Here is a 16,313-nt window from a genome sequence, read left to right as displayed (position 1 = left end):
AACTCGCCGCCGAAACGTTCCGCGCCGATCTTCGTCAGCGCCGCCGTCAGCGTCGTCTTGCCGTGGTCCACGTGACCGATCGTGCCCACGTTCACGTGGGGCTTGGTGCGCTCGAACTTACCCTTCGCCATGATTGCAGTCTCTTCGAAAGTTGGTTGACTTGGTTGCCGTTTCCGGCGCCGCTTACTTCTTCTTCACCACTTCGTCGGCGATGTTCGCCGGCGCGTCCGCGTAATGGTCGAACTCCATGGTGAAGGTCGCGCGGCCCTGCGACATCGAGCGCAGGGTGGTGGCATAGCCGAACATCTCGCCCAGCGGGATCATCGCGTTGATGATCTTGCCCGACGGGCTGTCGTCCTGGCCCTGGAGGATGCCGCGACGGCGACTGACGTCACCCATCACGTCACCCAGGTAATCCTCGGGGCTGACGATCTCGACCTTCATGATCGGCTCGAGCAGGACCGGCGAGGCACGATTGAAGCCTTCCTTGAAGCCCATGGAACCGGCGATCTTGAACGCCATTTCCGAGGAGTCGACCTCGTGGTAGGAGCCGTCGTACAGCTTCACCTTGATGTCGACGATCGGATAGCCGGCAAGGATGCCGTTGGCCATCGCTTCCTGGATGCCCTTGTCGACGGCCGGGATGTAATCCTTGGGCACCACGCCGCCGACGATCGCGTTCTCGAACTCGTAGCCCTTGCCCGCTTCCTGCGGCGAGATCTCCAGCCACACGTGGCCGAACTGGCCCTTGCCGCCGGACTGGCGCACGAACTTGCCTTCCGACTTGACCGTCTTGCGGATGGTCTCGCGGTAGGCGACCTGCGGCTTGCCGACGTTGGCTTCGACGTTGAACTCGCGCCTCATGCGGTCAACCAGGATATCCAGGTGCAGCTCGCCCATGCCGGCGATGATGGTCTGGCCGGACTCTTCGTCGGTGCGCACGCGGAAGGAAGGATCTTCCTGCGCGAGGCGACCGAGCGCGACGCCCATTTTTTCCTGGTCGGACTTGGTCTTGGGCTCCACCGCCATCGAGATCACCGGCTCCGGGAACACCATGCGCTCCAGGGTGATGATCGCGTCCTGCGCGCAAAGCGTGTCGCCGGTCGCGACGTCCTTCATGCCCACGGCCGCGGCGATGTCCCCGGCGCGGACTTCCTTGATCTCGGCGCGATCGTTGGAATGCATCTGCAGCAGGCGGCCGATGCGCTCCTTGCGCGACTTGATCGGGTTGTAGACCTGGTCGCCGGCGTTGAGAACGCCCGAGTACACGCGGAAGAACGTCAGCGAGCCGACGAACGGGTCGGTGATGATCTTGAACGCCAGCGCCGAGAAGGGAGCCTTGTCGTCGGCGGGACGGGTCTCGATCTCTTCGCTCTCGTTCAGGCCCTGCACCGCCGGACGGTCGATCGGCGACGGCAGCAGCTGGATCACGCCGTCGAGCATCGCCTGGACGCCCTTGTTCTTGAACGCCGTGCCGCAGAACACCGGCACGATCTCGACCTTGATGACACGCTCGCGCAGGCCGCCGATGATCTCTTCGATGGAGAGCTCGCCGCCCTCCAGGTACTTGTCCATCAGCTCTTCATTGGCCTCGGCCGCGGACTCGACCATGAACGCGCGCGCCTCGGCGGCCTTGTCGGCCAGCTCGGCGGGGATTTCGCTGACTTCGAACACCATGCCCTGCGAGGCGGAATCCCAGCGGATCGCCTTCATCTTCAGCAGGTCGATGACGCCCTCGAAACCGTCCTCGGCACCGATCGGCACCTGCATCGGCACCGGGCTCGCGCCCAGGCGCGACTTCAGCTGGCCGACGACCTTGTCGAAGTTGGCACCGGTGCGGTCCATCTTGTTGACGAACGCCATGCGCGGCACCTGGTACTTGTTCGCCTGGCGCCACACGGTCTCGGACTGCGGCTGCACGCCGCCGACCGCGCACAGCACGAACACGGCACCGTCGAGCACGCGAAGGCTGCGCTCGACTTCGATCGTGAAGTCGACGTGCCCGGGGGTGTCGATGATGTTGAAGCGATGCTGCGGCAGGGACTTGTCCATGCCCGACCAGAACGCGGTCGTGGCCGCCGACTGGATCGTGATGCCGCGCTCCTGCTCCTGCTCCATCCAGTCCATGGTGGCGGCACCGTCGTGCACTTCACCCAGCTTGTGGCTGACACCGGTGTAGAACAGGATGCGCTCGGACGTGGTGGTCTTGCCGGCATCGATGTGGGCCATGATGCCGAAGTTGCGATAGCGGTCGATGGGAGTGGTGCGGGCCACGGCGATCTCTCTGTATTTGGTCCACAGGCTGCGGACGTGCGAATTGGTTCGAAAGGCCGAATGCCGCCCTGCGGCGGCACCCGGTTACGCGATCACTTGGCCGGCACGCGAAGCGTCCCGGCCGCGCGCCATTACCAGCGGTAGTGCGCGAACGCCTTGTTGGCCTCGGCCATGCGATGGGTTTCCTCGCGCTTCTTCACCGCGCCACCGCGGCTCTCGGAGGCGTCGATCAGCTCGGCGGCCAGCTTGCGCGGCATGCTGTTCTCGCCGCGCTTGCGGGCGGAGTCGATCAGCCAGCGCATCGCCAGCGCCATGCGGCGCGAAGCGCGCACTTCGACCGGCACCTGGTAGGTGGCACCGCCGACGCGACGCGACTTGACCTCGACCGTCGGCGAAATGTTGCCGAGGGCCTTCTCGACGACCTCGAGCGGATTGGGGTTCTTCTCGCCAATCACGTCCATGGCGCCGTACACGATCTTCTCGGCGACCGACTTCTTGCCGCTGTACATCACCATGTTGATGAAGCGGGCGATGGTTTCGCTACCGTGCTTCGGGTCGGGCAGCACCGAGCGCTGCGGGGTATTTCCTTTACGCGACATTGTTCGATTCTCTGTAGGGCGGGCACTGGCCCGCCGTTTGTTCCGGATGGCGGGACATTACCCGCCTCGCGAAAACCCTCCCGGGCAGGACGCCCGGGACACTCAAGCCTTCGGACGCTTGGCGCCGTACTTGGAACGGGCCTGCCTGCGCTTCGCAACGCCGGCGGCGTCGAGCGAGCCGCGGACGGTGTGGTAGCGCACGCCGGGCAGGTCCTTGACGCGACCGCCGCGGATCAGCACCACCGAGTGCTCCTGCAGGTTGTGGCCTTCGCCACCGATGTAGGAGATGACCTCGTAGCCATTGGTCAGGCGCACCTTGGCGACCTTGCGCAGGGCCGAGTTCGGCTTCTTCGGGGTGGTCGTGTACACACGCGTGCACACGCCGCGACGCTGCGGGCAGTTCTGCAGCGCAGGCGAGTTGCTCTGGTAGGTTTCCGGGCTGCGCGGCTTGCGCACAAGCTGGTTGATCGTTGCCATCAGTGTCGGGTCTTCTGCTCCGGGCACGCGGCCCGCGGTGGTGTGTGGCGGGCCTGGGCCCGGCTCTGGTAGCGCTCCCCGAAGGGATCCGCCGGCCGCACGGTCCAGGTTCCGTACGCGAAAAACGAAGGCAGGCGGATTCAACCCGGCCTGCCGAGACGGAAAAGTATAGCTTGCGCCGACGGCCAGCGTCAACGCATGCAAGGACGCGGCAGGCGGCGCCCCGTCAACCGGGACGCGGCCAAGGCCGCAGTCTTCTTTCCCGCCCTTCCTGGGCCGAACACGAAGCGCCTCCATGGCACCTCATTTCGGGATCTGGGACGGCCCCCTTGGGGGCCGTCACTAACGGTGTATCAGTCTTCCGCGCCCTCGCCTGCGGCGGCGGCGTTCTCGACAGGTGCATCCTGGACCACGACCTCGTCGGCCACGGCGACCCCGGACAGGGTCTCCATCTCGGACTCAGTCAGCCCCGAGGCGTTCTTGCGACGCTGTGCATGGTACGCCATGCCGGTGCCCGCAGGAATCAGGCGGCCGACGATGACGTTCTCCTTCAGGCCGCGCAGGCTGTCACGGGTGCCGCGGACGGCGGCCTCGGTCAGTACGCGGGTGGTTTCCTGGAAGGACGCGGCCGAGATGAACGACTCGGTCGCAAGCGAGGCCTTGGTGATGCCCAGCAGCACCGGGTCGTAGTGCACCGGCAGCTCGCCCTTGGCGTTGTGCTTCTCGTTGGCCTCGATGACGCGCTGGCGCTCGGCCTGCTCGCCGTTGAGGAAACGGGTGCTGTCGCCAGCGTCGGTGACCTCGACCTTGCGCAGCATCTGGCGGACGATCACCTCGATGTGCTTGTCGTTGATCTTCACGCCCTGCAGGCGATAGACGTCCTGGATTTCCTTGGTCAGGTACGACGCAAGTTCCTCGACGCCCTTCAGGCGCAGGATGTCCTGCGGGCTCGGCTCGCCGTCCACCACAGTCTCGCCCTTCTCGACGTGCTCGCCTTCGAACACGATGATCTGGCGGTACTTCGGGATCAGCTCTTCGTGATCGTCGCCATCCACGCCCTTGATGATCAGGCGCTGCTTGCCCTTGGTGTCCTTGCCGAAGCTGACCACGCCCGACTTCTCGGCGAGGATCGCCGGGTCCTTGGGCTTGCGCGCCTCGAACAGGTCGGCCACGCGCGGCAGACCACCGGTGATGTCGCGGGTCTTCGACGCTTCCTGCGGGATCTTCGCGACCACGTCGCCGACGCCGACCTCGGCGCCGTCCTGCATGTTGACGATCGAGCGCGGCGGCAGCATGTACTGCGCCGGCAGGTCCGTGCCCGGGATGTTGAGGCCTTCGCCGGTCTTGGCGTCGACGATCCGGATGGTCGGGCGGAGGTCCTTGCCCTGCGAACCGCGACGCTTGGGATCGGTGATCTCGCGCGAGGCCAGGCCGGTCAGGTCGTCGGTTTTCTCGATCACGGTCACGCCGTCGATGAAGTCGACGAAGCGCATCACGCCCTTCACTTCCGACACGATCGGGTGATTGTGGGGGTCCCAGGTCGCGATGGTCTGGCCGGTCTTCACCGCCATGCCGTCCTTCGCGTTGATGGTCGCGCCGTAGGGCAGCTTGTAGCGCTCGCGCTCGCGACCGTGCTGGTCGAGCACCGAGATCTCGCCCGAGCGCGACACGCCCACCAGGTGGCCGGCGGAGTGCGAAATCGACTTGACGTTGTTGAACTTCACCGAGCCGGTGGTCTTGACGGTCACGTTGTCGATCGCCGCCGCACGCGAGGCCGCGCCACCGATGTGGAACGTGCGCATCGTCAGCTGGGTGCCGGGCTCGCCGATCGACTGCGCGGCCACCACGCCCACGGCTTCGCCGAGGTTCACCAGGTGGCCACGGCCGAGGTCACGGCCGTAGCAGTGCGCGCACACGCCGAAGGACGACTCGCAGGTGATCGTCGAGCGGACCTGGATGGTCTGCACGCCGGCGTCCTCGAGCTTCTGCACCCAGGCTTCGTCGAGCAGGGTGTTGCGGGTCACGATCGGATCCTCGTCGTCGCCGGGCAGGAACACGTCCTCGGCCACGATACGGCCCAGCACGCGATCCTTCAGCGGCTCGACCACGTCGCCGCCTTCCACGATCGGAGTCATGGTCAGGCTGTCGAGGGTGCCGCAATCGGTCTCGGTGATCACCACGTCCTGGGCCACGTCGACCAGACGACGGGTCAGGTAGCCGGAGTTCGCGGTCTTCAGCGCGGTATCCGCCAGGCCCTTTCGGGCACCGTGGGTCGAGATGAAGTACTGCTGGACGTTCAGGCCCTCGCGGAAGTTCGAGGTGATCGGGGTCTCGATGATCGAGCCGTCGGGCTTGGCCATCAGCCCGCGCATGCCGGCCAGCTGGCGGATCTGCGCCTGCGAACCACGCGCGCCGGAGTCGGCCATGATGAAGACCGAGTTCATCGACTTCTGCTCGATCTTCTCGCCCTTGGCGTTGGTCACGATCTCGGTGCCGATGGTCTTCATCATCGCCTGGGCGACGCGTTCGTTGGTGCGCGACCAGATGTCGACCACCTTGTTGTAGCGCTCGCCGGCGGTGACCAGGCCCGACTGGTACTGCTGCTGGATCTCCAGCACCTCGGTCTCGGCTTCGGCCAGGATGCCCTTCTTCTCGTCGGGGATGATCATGTCGTCGATGCCGATCGAGACGCCGGCGCGCGTGGCGTACGCGAAGCCGGTGTACATCAGCTTGTCGGCGAACACGACCGTGTCCTTCAGGCCCAGCATGCGGTAGCAGCTGTTGATCAGGCGGCTGATGTTCTTCTTGGTCAGCTCGGTGTTGGCCAGCGCGAACGGCAGGCCGTCGGGCAGGATCTCGGCCAGCAGGGCGCGCCCGACCGTGGTGTCCACGATCGAGGTCTTCTTCTCGCGGTTGCCTTCCTCGTCGGCCACGGTCTCGGTGATGCGCACCTTGACCTTGGCGTGGAGGCCGGCGGCCTTGTTGTCATAGGCGCGCTTGACCTCGGAGACGTTGGCGAACGCCATGCCTTCGCCCGGGGTGTTCTCGAGCGCGCGGGTCATGTAGTACAGGCCCAGCACCACGTCCTGCGACGGCACGATGATCGGCTCGCCGTTGGCCGGCGACAGGATGTTGTTGGACGACATCATCAGCGCACGCGCTTCCAGCTGGGCCTCGAGGCTCAGCGGGACGTGCACGGCCATCTGGTCACCGTCGAAGTCGGCGTTGAACGCTGTGCAGACCAGCGGGTGCAGCTGGATGGCCTTGCCCTCGATCAGCACCGGCTCGAACGCCTGGATGCCGAGGCGATGCAGGGTCGGCGCACGGTTGAGCAGCACCGGGTGCTCGCGGATCACCTCTTCGAGGATGTCCCAGACCTCGGCCTCTTCGCGCTCGACCAGCTTCTTCGCGGCCTTGATCGTCGTGGCCAGGCCACGGCGCTGCAGCTTGGCGAAGATGAAGGGCTTGAACAGCTCCAGCGCCATCTTCTTCGGCAGGCCGCACTCGTGCAGGCGCAGGGTCGGGCCGACCACGATGACCGAACGGCCCGAGTAGTCGACGCGCTTGCCGAGCAGGTTCTGGCGGAAGCGGCCCTGCTTGCCCTTGATCATGTCGGCCAGCGACTTGAGCGGGCGCTTGTTGGTGCCGGTGATGGCGCGGCCACGGCGGCCGTTGTCCATCAGCGCGTCAACCGATTCCTGCAGCATGCGCTTCTCGTTGCGCACGATGATGTCGGGCGCGTTGAGTTCGAGCAGGCGGCGCAGGCGGTTGTTGCGGTTGATGACGCGGCGGTAGAGGTCGTTCAGGTCGGAGGTCGCGAAGCGGCCACCGTCCAGGGGGACGAGCGGGCGCAGGTCCGGCGGCAGCACCGGCAGCACGGTCATGACCATCCACTCGGGGCGGTTGCCCGACTCGAGGAAGGCTTCGACCAGCTTGATGCGCTTGGTGAGGCGCTTGAGCTTGGTCTCCGAACCGGTGGCGGCGATGTCTTCCTTCAGGCGGACCAGCTCGGCCTGCAGGTCGATCGTGCGCAGCAGGTCGAACACGGCCTCGGCGCCCATGGCGGCGTCGAAGTCGTCCTGGTGCTCCTGGCGCATCTGCATGTACTGCTCTTCGTTGAGCAGCTGGCCACGCTCCATCGGCGTCAGGCCCGGCTCGGTGACGACGAACGCTTCGAAGTACAGGATGCGCTCGATGTCACGCAGGGTCATGTCCAGCATCAGGCCGATGCGCGACGGCAGCGACTTGAGGAACCAGATGTGCGCGGTCGGGCTGGCCAGGTCGATGTGGCCCATGCGCTCGCGGCGCACCTTGGCCAGGGTGACCTCGGTGCCGCACTTTTCGCAGACCACGCCGCGGTGCTTCATGCGCTTGTACTTGCCGCACAGGCACTCGTAGTCCTTCACCGGCCCGAAGATGGCGGCGCAGAACAGGCCGTCCCGCTCGGGCTTGAAGGTGCGGTAGTTGATGGTCTCGGGCTTCTTCACTTCGCCGAAGGACCACGAGCGGATCAGGTCCGGGGAGGCGAGCGCGATCTTGATCGCGTCGAAGTCCAGCGCCGGGCGCTGCTGGTTGAACAGGTTCAGAAGGTCTTTCATGAGTTTCTCCGGGAACGGAAATCGAGGACGTGGCTGCGGTGCTTACCGGAGGCGGGCGCGTCATGCGCGCCCTGCCCCGGGCTGCGTCCTCAGTTCTCTTCCAGCTCCATGTTGATCGCGAGCGAACGGATTTCCTTGACCAGCACGTTGAAGGACTCGGGCATGCCCGCGACCATCTCGTGTTCGCCGTCGACGATGTTCTTGTACATCTGGTTGCGGCCCTGCACGTCGTCGGACTTCACCGTCAGCATTTCCTGCAGGGTGTAGGCCGCGCCGTAGGCTTCCAGCGCCCAGACTTCCATCTCACCGAAGCGCTGGCCGCCGAACTGCGCCTTGCCGCCCAGCGGCTGCTGGGTGACGAGCGAGTACGGGCCGGTCGAACGCGCGTGCATCTTGTCGTCGACCAGGTGGTTGAGCTTCAGCATGTGCATGTAGCCCACGGTCACCTTGCGCTCGAACGCATCGCCGGTGCGGCCGTCGTACAGCTGCGCCTGGCCGCTGATCGGCAGGTCGGCGAGTTCAAGCATGTGCTTGATCTCGGCCTCCGCCGCGCCGTCGAACACCGGGGTCGCCATCGGCACGCCGCCGGTCAGGTTCTTCGCCAGCACCAGCAGCTCCTCGTCGGAGAACTGCTTGAGGTCGACGCGCTGCCCATGCAGCTTGTCGTCGTGGTTGTAGATCTGGTCGAGGAATTTCCGCAGGTCGGCGATCTTGGCCTGCGCCTGCAGCATGCGGTCGATCTTCTGGCCCAGGCCCTTTGCCGCCCAGCCCAGGTGCACCTCGAGGATCTGGCCGATGTTCATGCGGCTCGGCACGCCCAGCGGGTTGAGCACGATGTCGACGGTCTCGCCGTTGGCCATGTGCGGCATGTCCTGCACGGGAACGATGGTCGAGACCACGCCCTTGTTGCCATGGCGGCCGGCCATCTTGTCGCCCGGCTGGATGCGGCGCTTGACCGCCAGGTACACCTTGACCATCTTCAGCACGCCCGGGGCGAGGTCGTCGCCCTGGGTGATCTTGCCGCGCTTGTCCTGGAAGCGGCGCTCGAACTCCGCCTCGTGGACCTGGAGCTGCTTCTGCGCGCGCTCGATCGCATCGGCTGCGTCGTCGTCCTTCATGCGCAGCTGCAGCCAGTCGGACTTCTTGACGCCGTCAAGCACCAGCGAAGACACGGTGTCGCCCTTCTTCACGCCGGGGCCACCGTTGGCGACCTTGCCCAGCAGCTGCTCGCGCAGGCGGCTGTAGATCGCGCCCTCGAGGATGCGGAACTGGTCGTCGAAGTCCTTCTTGACGCGCTTGATCTCGGACTCTTCGATCTGCTTGGCGCGCTTGTCCTTCTCGATGCCGTCGCGGGTGAAGACCTGCACGTCGATGACCGTGCCGTCCATGCCCGGGGGCACGCGCAGCGAGCTGTCCTTAACGTCGGACGCCTTCTCGCCGAAGATCGCGCGCAGCAGCTTCTCTTCCGGGGTCAGCTGGCTCTCGCCCTTCGGCGTGACCTTGCCCACCAGGATGTCGCCTGCGCGCACCTCGGCACCGATGTACACCACGCCGGACTCGTCGAGGCGGTTCAGCGCCTGCTCGGAGACGTTCGGGATGTCGGCGGAGATCTCTTCCGGCCCGAGCTTGGTGTCGCGGGCGACGGCGGTGAGCTCTTCGATGTGGATCGTGGTGTAGCGGTCTTCCTTGACGACGCGCTCGGACAGGAGGATCGAGTCCTCGAAGTTGTAGCCGTTCCACGGCATGAACGCGACCAGCATGTTCTGGCCCAGGGCCAGCTCGCCGATGTCGGTCGAAGGACCGTCGGCCAGCACGTCGCCGCGCGCGACCACGTCGCCCACGCTGACCAGCGGGGTCTGGTTGATGCAGGTGTTCTGGTTGGAGCGCGTGTACTTGATCAGGTTGTAGATGTCGACGCCGGCATCGGTCTCGCCGGAAATCTCGTCCTCGTTGATCTTGACCACGATGCGGCCGGCGTCGATCTGCTCGACCACGCCGCCCCGGTTCGCGTTCACCGTCACGCCGGAGTCACGCGCCACGGCGCGCTCGATGCCGGTGCCCACCAGCGGCTTTTCGCTCCTCAGCGTCGGCACGGCCTGGCGCTGCATGTTCGCGCCCATCAGCGCGCGGTTGGCATCGTCATGCTCGAGGAACGGGACCAGCGCCGCCGCGACCGATACGGTCTGCATCGGCGAGACGTCCATGTAATGGATCTCGCTCGGCGGCTTGAGGAGGTTCTCACCCTGGAAACGGCAGGCGATGAAGGGTGCGTCAAGCTTGCCCTTCGCATCCTGCGGCGCGTTCACCTGGGCGATGACGTACTCGTTCTCCTCGATCGCCGAGAGGAACTCGACCTCGTCGGTGACCTTGCCGTCCACGACCTTGCGGTACGGCGTCTCGAGGAAGCCGTAGTGGTTGGTGCGCGCGAACACGGCCAGCGAGTTGATCAGGCCGATGTTCGGACCTTCAGGGGTCTCGATGGTGCAGACGCGGCCGTAGTGGGTCGGGTGCACGTCGCGCACTTCGAAGCCGGCGCGTTCGCGGGTCAGGCCGCCCGGGCCAAGTGCCGACACGCGGCGCTTGTGGGTGACCTCGGACAGCGGGTTGTTCTGGTCCATGAACTGCGACAGCTGCGACGAACCGAAGAACTCCTTCACCGCCGCCGCGACCGGCTTGGCGTTGATGAGCTCCTGCGGGGTCAGGCCATCGGTCTCGGCCATGGTCAGGCGCTCGCGCACCGCGCGCTCGACGCGGACCAGGCCCACGCGGAACACGTTCTCGGCCATTTCACCGACCGAGCGCACGCGACGGTTGCCGAGGTGGTCGATGTCGTCGACCACGCCGCGGCCGTTGCGGATCTCGGTCAGCACCTTCAGCACGTCGAGGATGTCGGAGCTGTCGCCGTTGGCTTCGCGCAGGCGCGCGGAGTCATCGTCCTTGCGTTCGGCGAAGTAGCGCGCGTCGTACAGCACCGGCGCGCCGGTGGTTTCCTTGCGGCCGATGCGGCGGTTGAACTTCATCCGGCCCACGGCCGAGAGGTCGTAGCGCTCGAAGGTGAAGAACAGGTTGTGGAACAGGTTCTGCGCGGCATCCTTGGTCGGCGGCTCGCCGGGACGCATCATGCGGTAGATCTCGACCAGGGCCTCGAGCTGGGTCTTGGTGGGATCGATGCGCAGGGTGTTGGACAGGTAGGGGCCGCGATCCAGGTCGTTGACCCAGATCGTGCCGACGTGGTCTATGCCGGCCTTGCGCAGCGCCTCCAGCATCTCCTCGGTGATCTCGTCATTGGCGGAAGCCACGAGCTCGCCGGTGGCGGCGTCGACGACGTCGTGCGACAGGATGCGGCCGACCAGGTACACGTCCGGAACAGCCAGGGCCTCGATGCCCGAATCGACCAGCTGCTTGACGTGGCGCGCGGTGATGCGCTTGCCCGCCTCGACGATCACGCGGTCGCCATCGGCCAGGTCGAAGTCCAGGGTCTCGCCGCGCAGGCGCTCGGGCACCAGCGCCAGCTGCACGCCTTCCTCGGGATCGATGTGGAAATGGTTGATCTCGAAGAACTCGTTGAGCATTTCTTCGTTGTTGTAGCCCAGCGCGCGCAGCAGCACGCTGACCGGCAGCTTGCGGCGGCGGTCGATGCGGGTGAACAGGGCGTCCTTGGGATCGAACTCGAAGTCGAGCCAGGAACCGCGGTACGGGATGATGCGGGCGCTGTACAGCAGCTTGCCCGAGCTGTGGCTCTTGCCGCGGTCGTGGTCGAAGAACACGCCCGGCGAGCGGTGCAGCTGGGACACGATGACGCGCTCGGTGCCGTTGACGATGAAGGTGCCGTTGCCGGTCATGAGCGGGATCTCGCCCATGTAGACCTCCTGCTCCTTCACGTACTTGATGGTCTTCGACGACGATTCGCGGTCGTAGATCACCAGGCGCACGGTCACGCGCAGCGGTGCGCCGTAGCTGAGGCCGCGATTGCGGCACTCGCGCTCGTCGAACACCGGGTCGCCGAGCTTGTAGCCGACGTACTCCAGCGCTGCGTAGCCGTTGTAGCTGGTGATGGGGAACACGGACTTGAGCGCGGCATGCAGGCCACGGTCGTCGCGGCGCGCCGGGTCCTTGTCGGCCTGCAGGAACTCGCGGTACGAGTCGACCTGGATGGCAAGCAGGAACGGCACTTCGAGGATCGAACGGCGCTTGCCGAAGTCCTTGCGGATGCGCTTCTTCTCGGTGAACGAATATGACGTCGTCATGGTGGGCTACCGCCTTTGGCATCTGCGGGCCGCGCGCTGCGCGACCCAGGGGGAACAATGAACCGCCAGTTGGAAGTCGCTGGTATTGCCGGCACCAGCACGCCTTCTCCCGCCACTTCCAACTGCCGACTCGGTGTCGGTTCTATCCGGCCGCTTCAACGGCCGAAGGCCGGGGGCTTACGCCCCCAGCCCCGGTGGTCGCCGATCACGCTGGCGACGCGACAACGCTTACTTGACTTCGACCGTGGCGCCGGCCGTTTCCAGGTCCTTCTTGACCTTCTCGGCTTCTTCCTTCGAAGCGCCTTCCTTGACCGTGCCACCAGCTTCGGTCAGGTCCTTGGCTTCCTTCAGGCCCAGGCCGGTGATCGCGCGGACCACCTTGATGACCTCGACCTTCTTGTCGCCGGGCGACTTCAGGATCACGTCGAACTCGGTCTGCTCTTCGACCGGGGCGGCAGCGGCGGCCGGACCGGCAGCCATGGCGACCGGGGCGGCGGCGGACACGCCGAACTTCTCTTCCATCGCCTTGACCAGCTCCATCACCTCGATGAGGGTCTTGCTGCTGATCGCTTCGATGATCTCTTCGTTGGAAAGGGACATCTCGATACCTCTGGTTATCTAATGTTGGAAAACGTCTGTGGTCGGTTGTCGACCGAACTGTTGCCTCAAGCCGCCTTCTGCTGGCCAATCGCGCTCGTGACGCGGGCGACCTGCGAGGCCGGCTCTGCCAGCACGCGCACCAGCATGGTGGCGGGCTGGACCATGACGCTGAGCAGCATCGACAGCGCTTCGTCGCGGGTCGGGAGCGAAGCCAGGACATCCACATGGGAGCCCGGGTACTTCTTCCCGCCGATCGCAACGAGGCGCGGCTTCAGCTTGTCGTTCGCCTTGGCGAACTCCTTGATCAGGCGTCCGGCGGCGCCGGGGTCTTCTTTCGAGAATGCATACAGCAGGGGACCGGTCAGCTCATCCTTGACGATGGCGTAATCGGTGTCCTCGACTGCACGCGAGACCAGCGTGTTCTTCGCGACTTTCAGGTACACGCCTTCGGCGCGCGCCTTCTTTCGCATGCTGGTCAACTGCTCGACGGTCAGGCCCACGTACTCCGCGGCAACCAGCGAGTGCGCCGTAGCGGCGACCTCGGCCAGTTCGGCAACGACTTCCTTCTTCTGGTTCAGATTGAGAGCCATTGCACTTCCTCCGTACTTCGCAATCCAGCCTGGCGTGTCCACGCCGGGCTGGTCCTTTGGCAGCACCAGTCCCTTGGTGCCGGGGACGCCGCAAGCGACATCCCGGTGGTGGCCGTTTTCCGTTTGGATCGATGGAGCAATGATCTTCTGGAGGGTCGGCAACCATCTGCGCAGGCCCGTCGCCGCTCGCGCGGTTCGAGGATTAAGCGCCCTGCGGAAGCAACGACGGCGAATCCATGCCAGTTCGAGCATCCCTGCCCGTCGTCGTTGCCACACAGGCCGCGCCTGCGGTCTTTGACGGCCCCGCCTCCGGCTTCATGCCTTCGGCGACGCCCTCAAAACTTGCTGATTACTTCAACGTCAGCGTCGACTGGTCCACGGCAACGCCGGGGCCCATGGTCGAACTGACCGAGATCTTCTGCAGGTACTGGCCCTTGGCGGTGGCCGGCTTGGCCTTCACCAGATCGATCAGCAGCGCCTCGAGGTTTTCCTTCAGGCGGCCCGACTCGAAGTCGGCCTTGCCGATGGTGCAGTGGATGATGCCGGCCTTGTCGGTGCGGTAGCGGACCTGCCCGCCCTTGGCGTTCTTGACCGCCTCGCCCGGGTTCGCCGACACGGTGCCAACCTTCGGGTTCGGCATCAGGCCACGCGGGCCCAGCAGCGTGCCGAGCTTGCCGACGACGCGCATGGCGTCCGGGGTAGCGATCACCACGTCGTAGCTCAGGTCGCCGGCCTGCATCTTCTCGGCCAGATCGTCCATGCCGACGATGTCGGCGCCAGCGGCCAGGGCCTCTTCGGCCTTGGCGCCGGCCGGGGCGAACACCGCCACGCGCACCGACTTGCCGGTGCCCTGCGGCAGCACGGTCGAGCCGCGCACCTGCTGGTCCGACTTGCGGGCATCGACGCCCAGGCGCACGGCCACGTCGACGGCTTCGACGAACTTGGCCTTGCTGTTGTCCTTGACGATCGCCAGCGCGTCGTCAATGGCGTAGGCCTTGCCCGGGACGACCGCGGCCTGGCTGCTCTTCTGTCGCTTGGTCAATGCCATGTCCTCAGCCCTCCACCGACAGGCCCATCGAACGGGCGGAGCCCTCGATGGTGCGAACTGCTGCTTCGAGGTCGGCCGCCGTCAGGTCGGCTTCCTTCATCTTCGCGATCTCTTCGATCTGGGCGCGCGTGACCTTGCCCACCTTTTCGGTGTTCGGACGCTTGGAACCGGACTGGACGTTGGCAGCCTTCTTCAGCAGCACCGCAGCCGGGGTCGACTTGGTGATGAAGGTGAAGGTGCGGTCCGAGTACGCGGTGATGATGACCGGGGTCGGAAGACCCGGCTCGAGCTTCTGCGTGGCGGCGTTGAACGCCTTGCAGAACTCCATGATGTTCAGGCCGCGCTGGCCGAGGGCAGGACCCACCGGCGGCGACGGATTCGCCTGGCCGGCCTTGACCTGCAGCTTGATGTAACCGATGACTTTCTTTGCCATTGTCCTCTCCGGGTGCGAACGCCTGTCAGGCTCCCCATCGGGCCGGGAATCACGCGTCCCGGTATCGCGTCGTCACGCGCAAAGGCCGCCAGGGCGGCGGCCATTGCGATTTGCCCGATTTCCGGGCAGGAAGCCGCCAACTATAGCAGCTCCGGGGCGCCCGGCCAAGCGGCCGGGATCAGGCCTTCTCGACCTGCCCGAATTCCAGCTCGACCGGGGTCGAGCGGCCGAAGATGAGCACGGCAACGCGCAGGCGGCTCTTCTCGTAATTGACTTCCTCGACCACGCCGTTGAAATCGTTGAAGGGGCCGTCGATGACGCGGACCATCTGGCCGGCTTCGAACAGGACCTTCGGACGCGGCTTTTCCACGCCTTCCTGGACGCGGGCGAGGATGGCATCGGCCTCTTCGTCCCGGATCGGCAGCGGCTGGGCGGCGGTACCGCCGATGAAGCCCATGACCTTGGGGGTTTCCTTGACCAGGTGCCAGCTTTCGCTGTCGATGCGGGGAATCCCGCCCTCGTCGTGGGTGGCGATCTGCACCAGGACATAACCCGGGAAGAACTTGCGCTCGGAACGGCGCTTCTGGCCGGAGCGCATTTCGATGATTTCCTCGGTCGGCACCATGACGTCGCCGAACTTCTCGTCCATCTCCATGCGCACGATGCGGTCACGCAGCGCTTGGGCCACCGACTTCTCGAAGCCGGAATAGGCATGAACCACGTACCAGCGCTTGATGATCTCGCTTTCCATCGACTCAGACATCTCCATCAGTTGCCGAGCAGCAGGCGGATGACCCACTGGATGACCAGGTCGAAGCCGGCCAGCAGCAGGCTGATGATCACGACGACCAGCATCACGACCCAGCTCATGCGCATCGCTTCCTGGCGCGTCGGCCAAACCACCTTGCGCAGCTCGAAACGGGCCTCGGAAAGGAATCCGCGGGTCTGGCGGCCCTTGGCGCTGGTCAGGAAGACCACCAGCGCGGCGGCAACGCCAGCAACAACGGCCAGCACGCGCAGGGGCGTCGGCCATTGGCCGTCGAACCAGTAGAACGCGACCAGCCCGCCAAGCAGCAGGAGGGATGCAGCCACGTACTTGGCAATGTCGGCCGCCGAAGTCTGGCTCTGCGTGTGTTGGACCCTGCTGTTCAAGTCGCTATCGCCTTCGTTGCGGCATGGCACGCCAGGAGGGACTCGAACCCCCAACCTGCGGTTTTGGAGACCGCTGCTCTGCCAATTGAGCTACTGGCGTGTACAAAAAAATTTGGCACCTCTTAGACGCCAACGGCGAGCCGCTCCCGACTCGCCCCGGCGTTTACCACAGGCCGTCGGCGTGAGCCGATGGCCGCTGGCGTTATCCGGCCTGCTGGCAGGCCGGATCAACGTCAGCACATATCGCGGCGGCCAACGGCCGCCGGGATATGACTCTTTACTTGATGATCTTGGC

General features: G+C 65.5%; 12 protein-coding genes and 1 tRNA gene. All 13 read right to left on the bottom strand.

Annotated features, from left to right (window positions below):
* Positions 1 to 131 (bottom strand): GTP-binding protein (locus ACW7G5_RS14390; protein ID WP_049472324.1); only part of this gene is annotated, 131 nt, incomplete at its 3' end.
* Between the two features lie 52 nt (positions 132 to 183).
* Positions 184 to 2,274: an elongation factor G gene (fusA, locus tag ACW7G5_RS14385; RefSeq protein WP_457005642.1), complete on the bottom strand. Its 2,091-nt coding sequence runs from the start codon at positions 2,272 to 2,274 to the stop codon at positions 184 to 186.
* Positions 2,275 to 2,405: 131 nt separating this feature from the next.
* Complete coding sequence (rpsG, locus tag ACW7G5_RS14380) at positions 2,406 to 2,873, bottom strand: 30S ribosomal protein S7 (protein WP_343279940.1); 468 nt, start codon at positions 2,871 to 2,873, stop codon at positions 2,406 to 2,408.
* Positions 2,874 to 2,975: 102 nt separating this feature from the next.
* A complete protein-coding gene (gene rpsL / locus ACW7G5_RS14375; protein WP_343255887.1) occupies positions 2,976 to 3,350 on the bottom strand; it encodes a 30S ribosomal protein S12 in 375 nt (124 codons plus the stop codon).
* A gap of 353 nt (positions 3,351 to 3,703) precedes the next feature.
* Positions 3,704 to 7,948 carry a DNA-directed RNA polymerase subunit beta' gene (rpoC, locus tag ACW7G5_RS14370; RefSeq protein WP_457005639.1) on the bottom strand — a complete coding sequence of 1,415 codons (4,245 nt, stop codon included), beginning with the start codon at positions 7,946 to 7,948 and terminating at the stop codon, positions 3,704 to 3,706.
* A gap of 89 nt (positions 7,949 to 8,037) precedes the next feature.
* Positions 8,038 to 12,195, bottom strand: a complete 4,158-nt coding sequence (rpoB, locus tag ACW7G5_RS14365) for a DNA-directed RNA polymerase subunit beta (RefSeq protein WP_457005637.1) — start codon at positions 12,193 to 12,195, stop codon at positions 8,038 to 8,040.
* A gap of 228 nt (positions 12,196 to 12,423) precedes the next feature.
* Positions 12,424 to 12,795 carry a 50S ribosomal protein L7/L12 gene (gene rplL, locus ACW7G5_RS14360; protein ID WP_457005635.1) on the bottom strand — a complete coding sequence of 124 codons (372 nt, stop codon included), beginning with the start codon at positions 12,793 to 12,795 and terminating at the stop codon, positions 12,424 to 12,426.
* A 65-nt stretch (positions 12,796 to 12,860) separates the two neighbouring features.
* Positions 12,861 to 13,385 carry a 50S ribosomal protein L10 gene (gene rplJ / locus ACW7G5_RS14355; protein WP_457005644.1) on the bottom strand — a complete coding sequence of 175 codons (525 nt, stop codon included), beginning with the start codon at positions 13,383 to 13,385 and terminating at the stop codon, positions 12,861 to 12,863.
* Positions 13,386 to 13,734: 349 nt separating this feature from the next.
* Positions 13,735 to 14,433, bottom strand: coding sequence for a 50S ribosomal protein L1 (rplA, locus tag ACW7G5_RS14350; protein ID WP_457005633.1), 699 nt, complete (start codon positions 14,431 to 14,433; stop codon positions 13,735 to 13,737).
* A 4-nt stretch (positions 14,434 to 14,437) separates the two neighbouring features.
* The gene (rplK, locus tag ACW7G5_RS14345) at positions 14,438 to 14,866 is read right to left on the bottom strand and encodes a 50S ribosomal protein L11 (protein ID WP_457005631.1); all 429 of its coding nucleotides are present in this window, start codon (positions 14,864 to 14,866) and stop codon (positions 14,438 to 14,440) included.
* 178 nt (positions 14,867 to 15,044) lie between these two features.
* Entirely contained in the window at positions 15,045 to 15,602 is a 558-nt protein-coding gene (gene nusG / locus ACW7G5_RS14340; RefSeq protein ID WP_449280113.1) for a transcription termination/antitermination protein NusG, read from the bottom strand.
* 32 nt (positions 15,603 to 15,634) lie between these two features.
* Positions 15,635 to 16,018, bottom strand: coding sequence for a preprotein translocase subunit SecE (secE, locus tag ACW7G5_RS14335; RefSeq protein WP_457005630.1), 384 nt, complete (start codon positions 16,016 to 16,018; stop codon positions 15,635 to 15,637).
* Positions 16,019 to 16,042: 24 nt separating this feature from the next.
* Positions 16,043 to 16,118, bottom strand: a tRNA-Trp gene (locus tag ACW7G5_RS14330).
* Positions 16,119 to 16,313: the final 195 nt, after the last annotated feature.

The sequence above is a fragment of the Luteimonas sp. A501 genome (assembly GCF_054052085.1).
The sequence above is the reverse complement of the archived record's forward strand: the minus strand, read 5'-3'. Positions and strand labels throughout refer to the sequence as shown.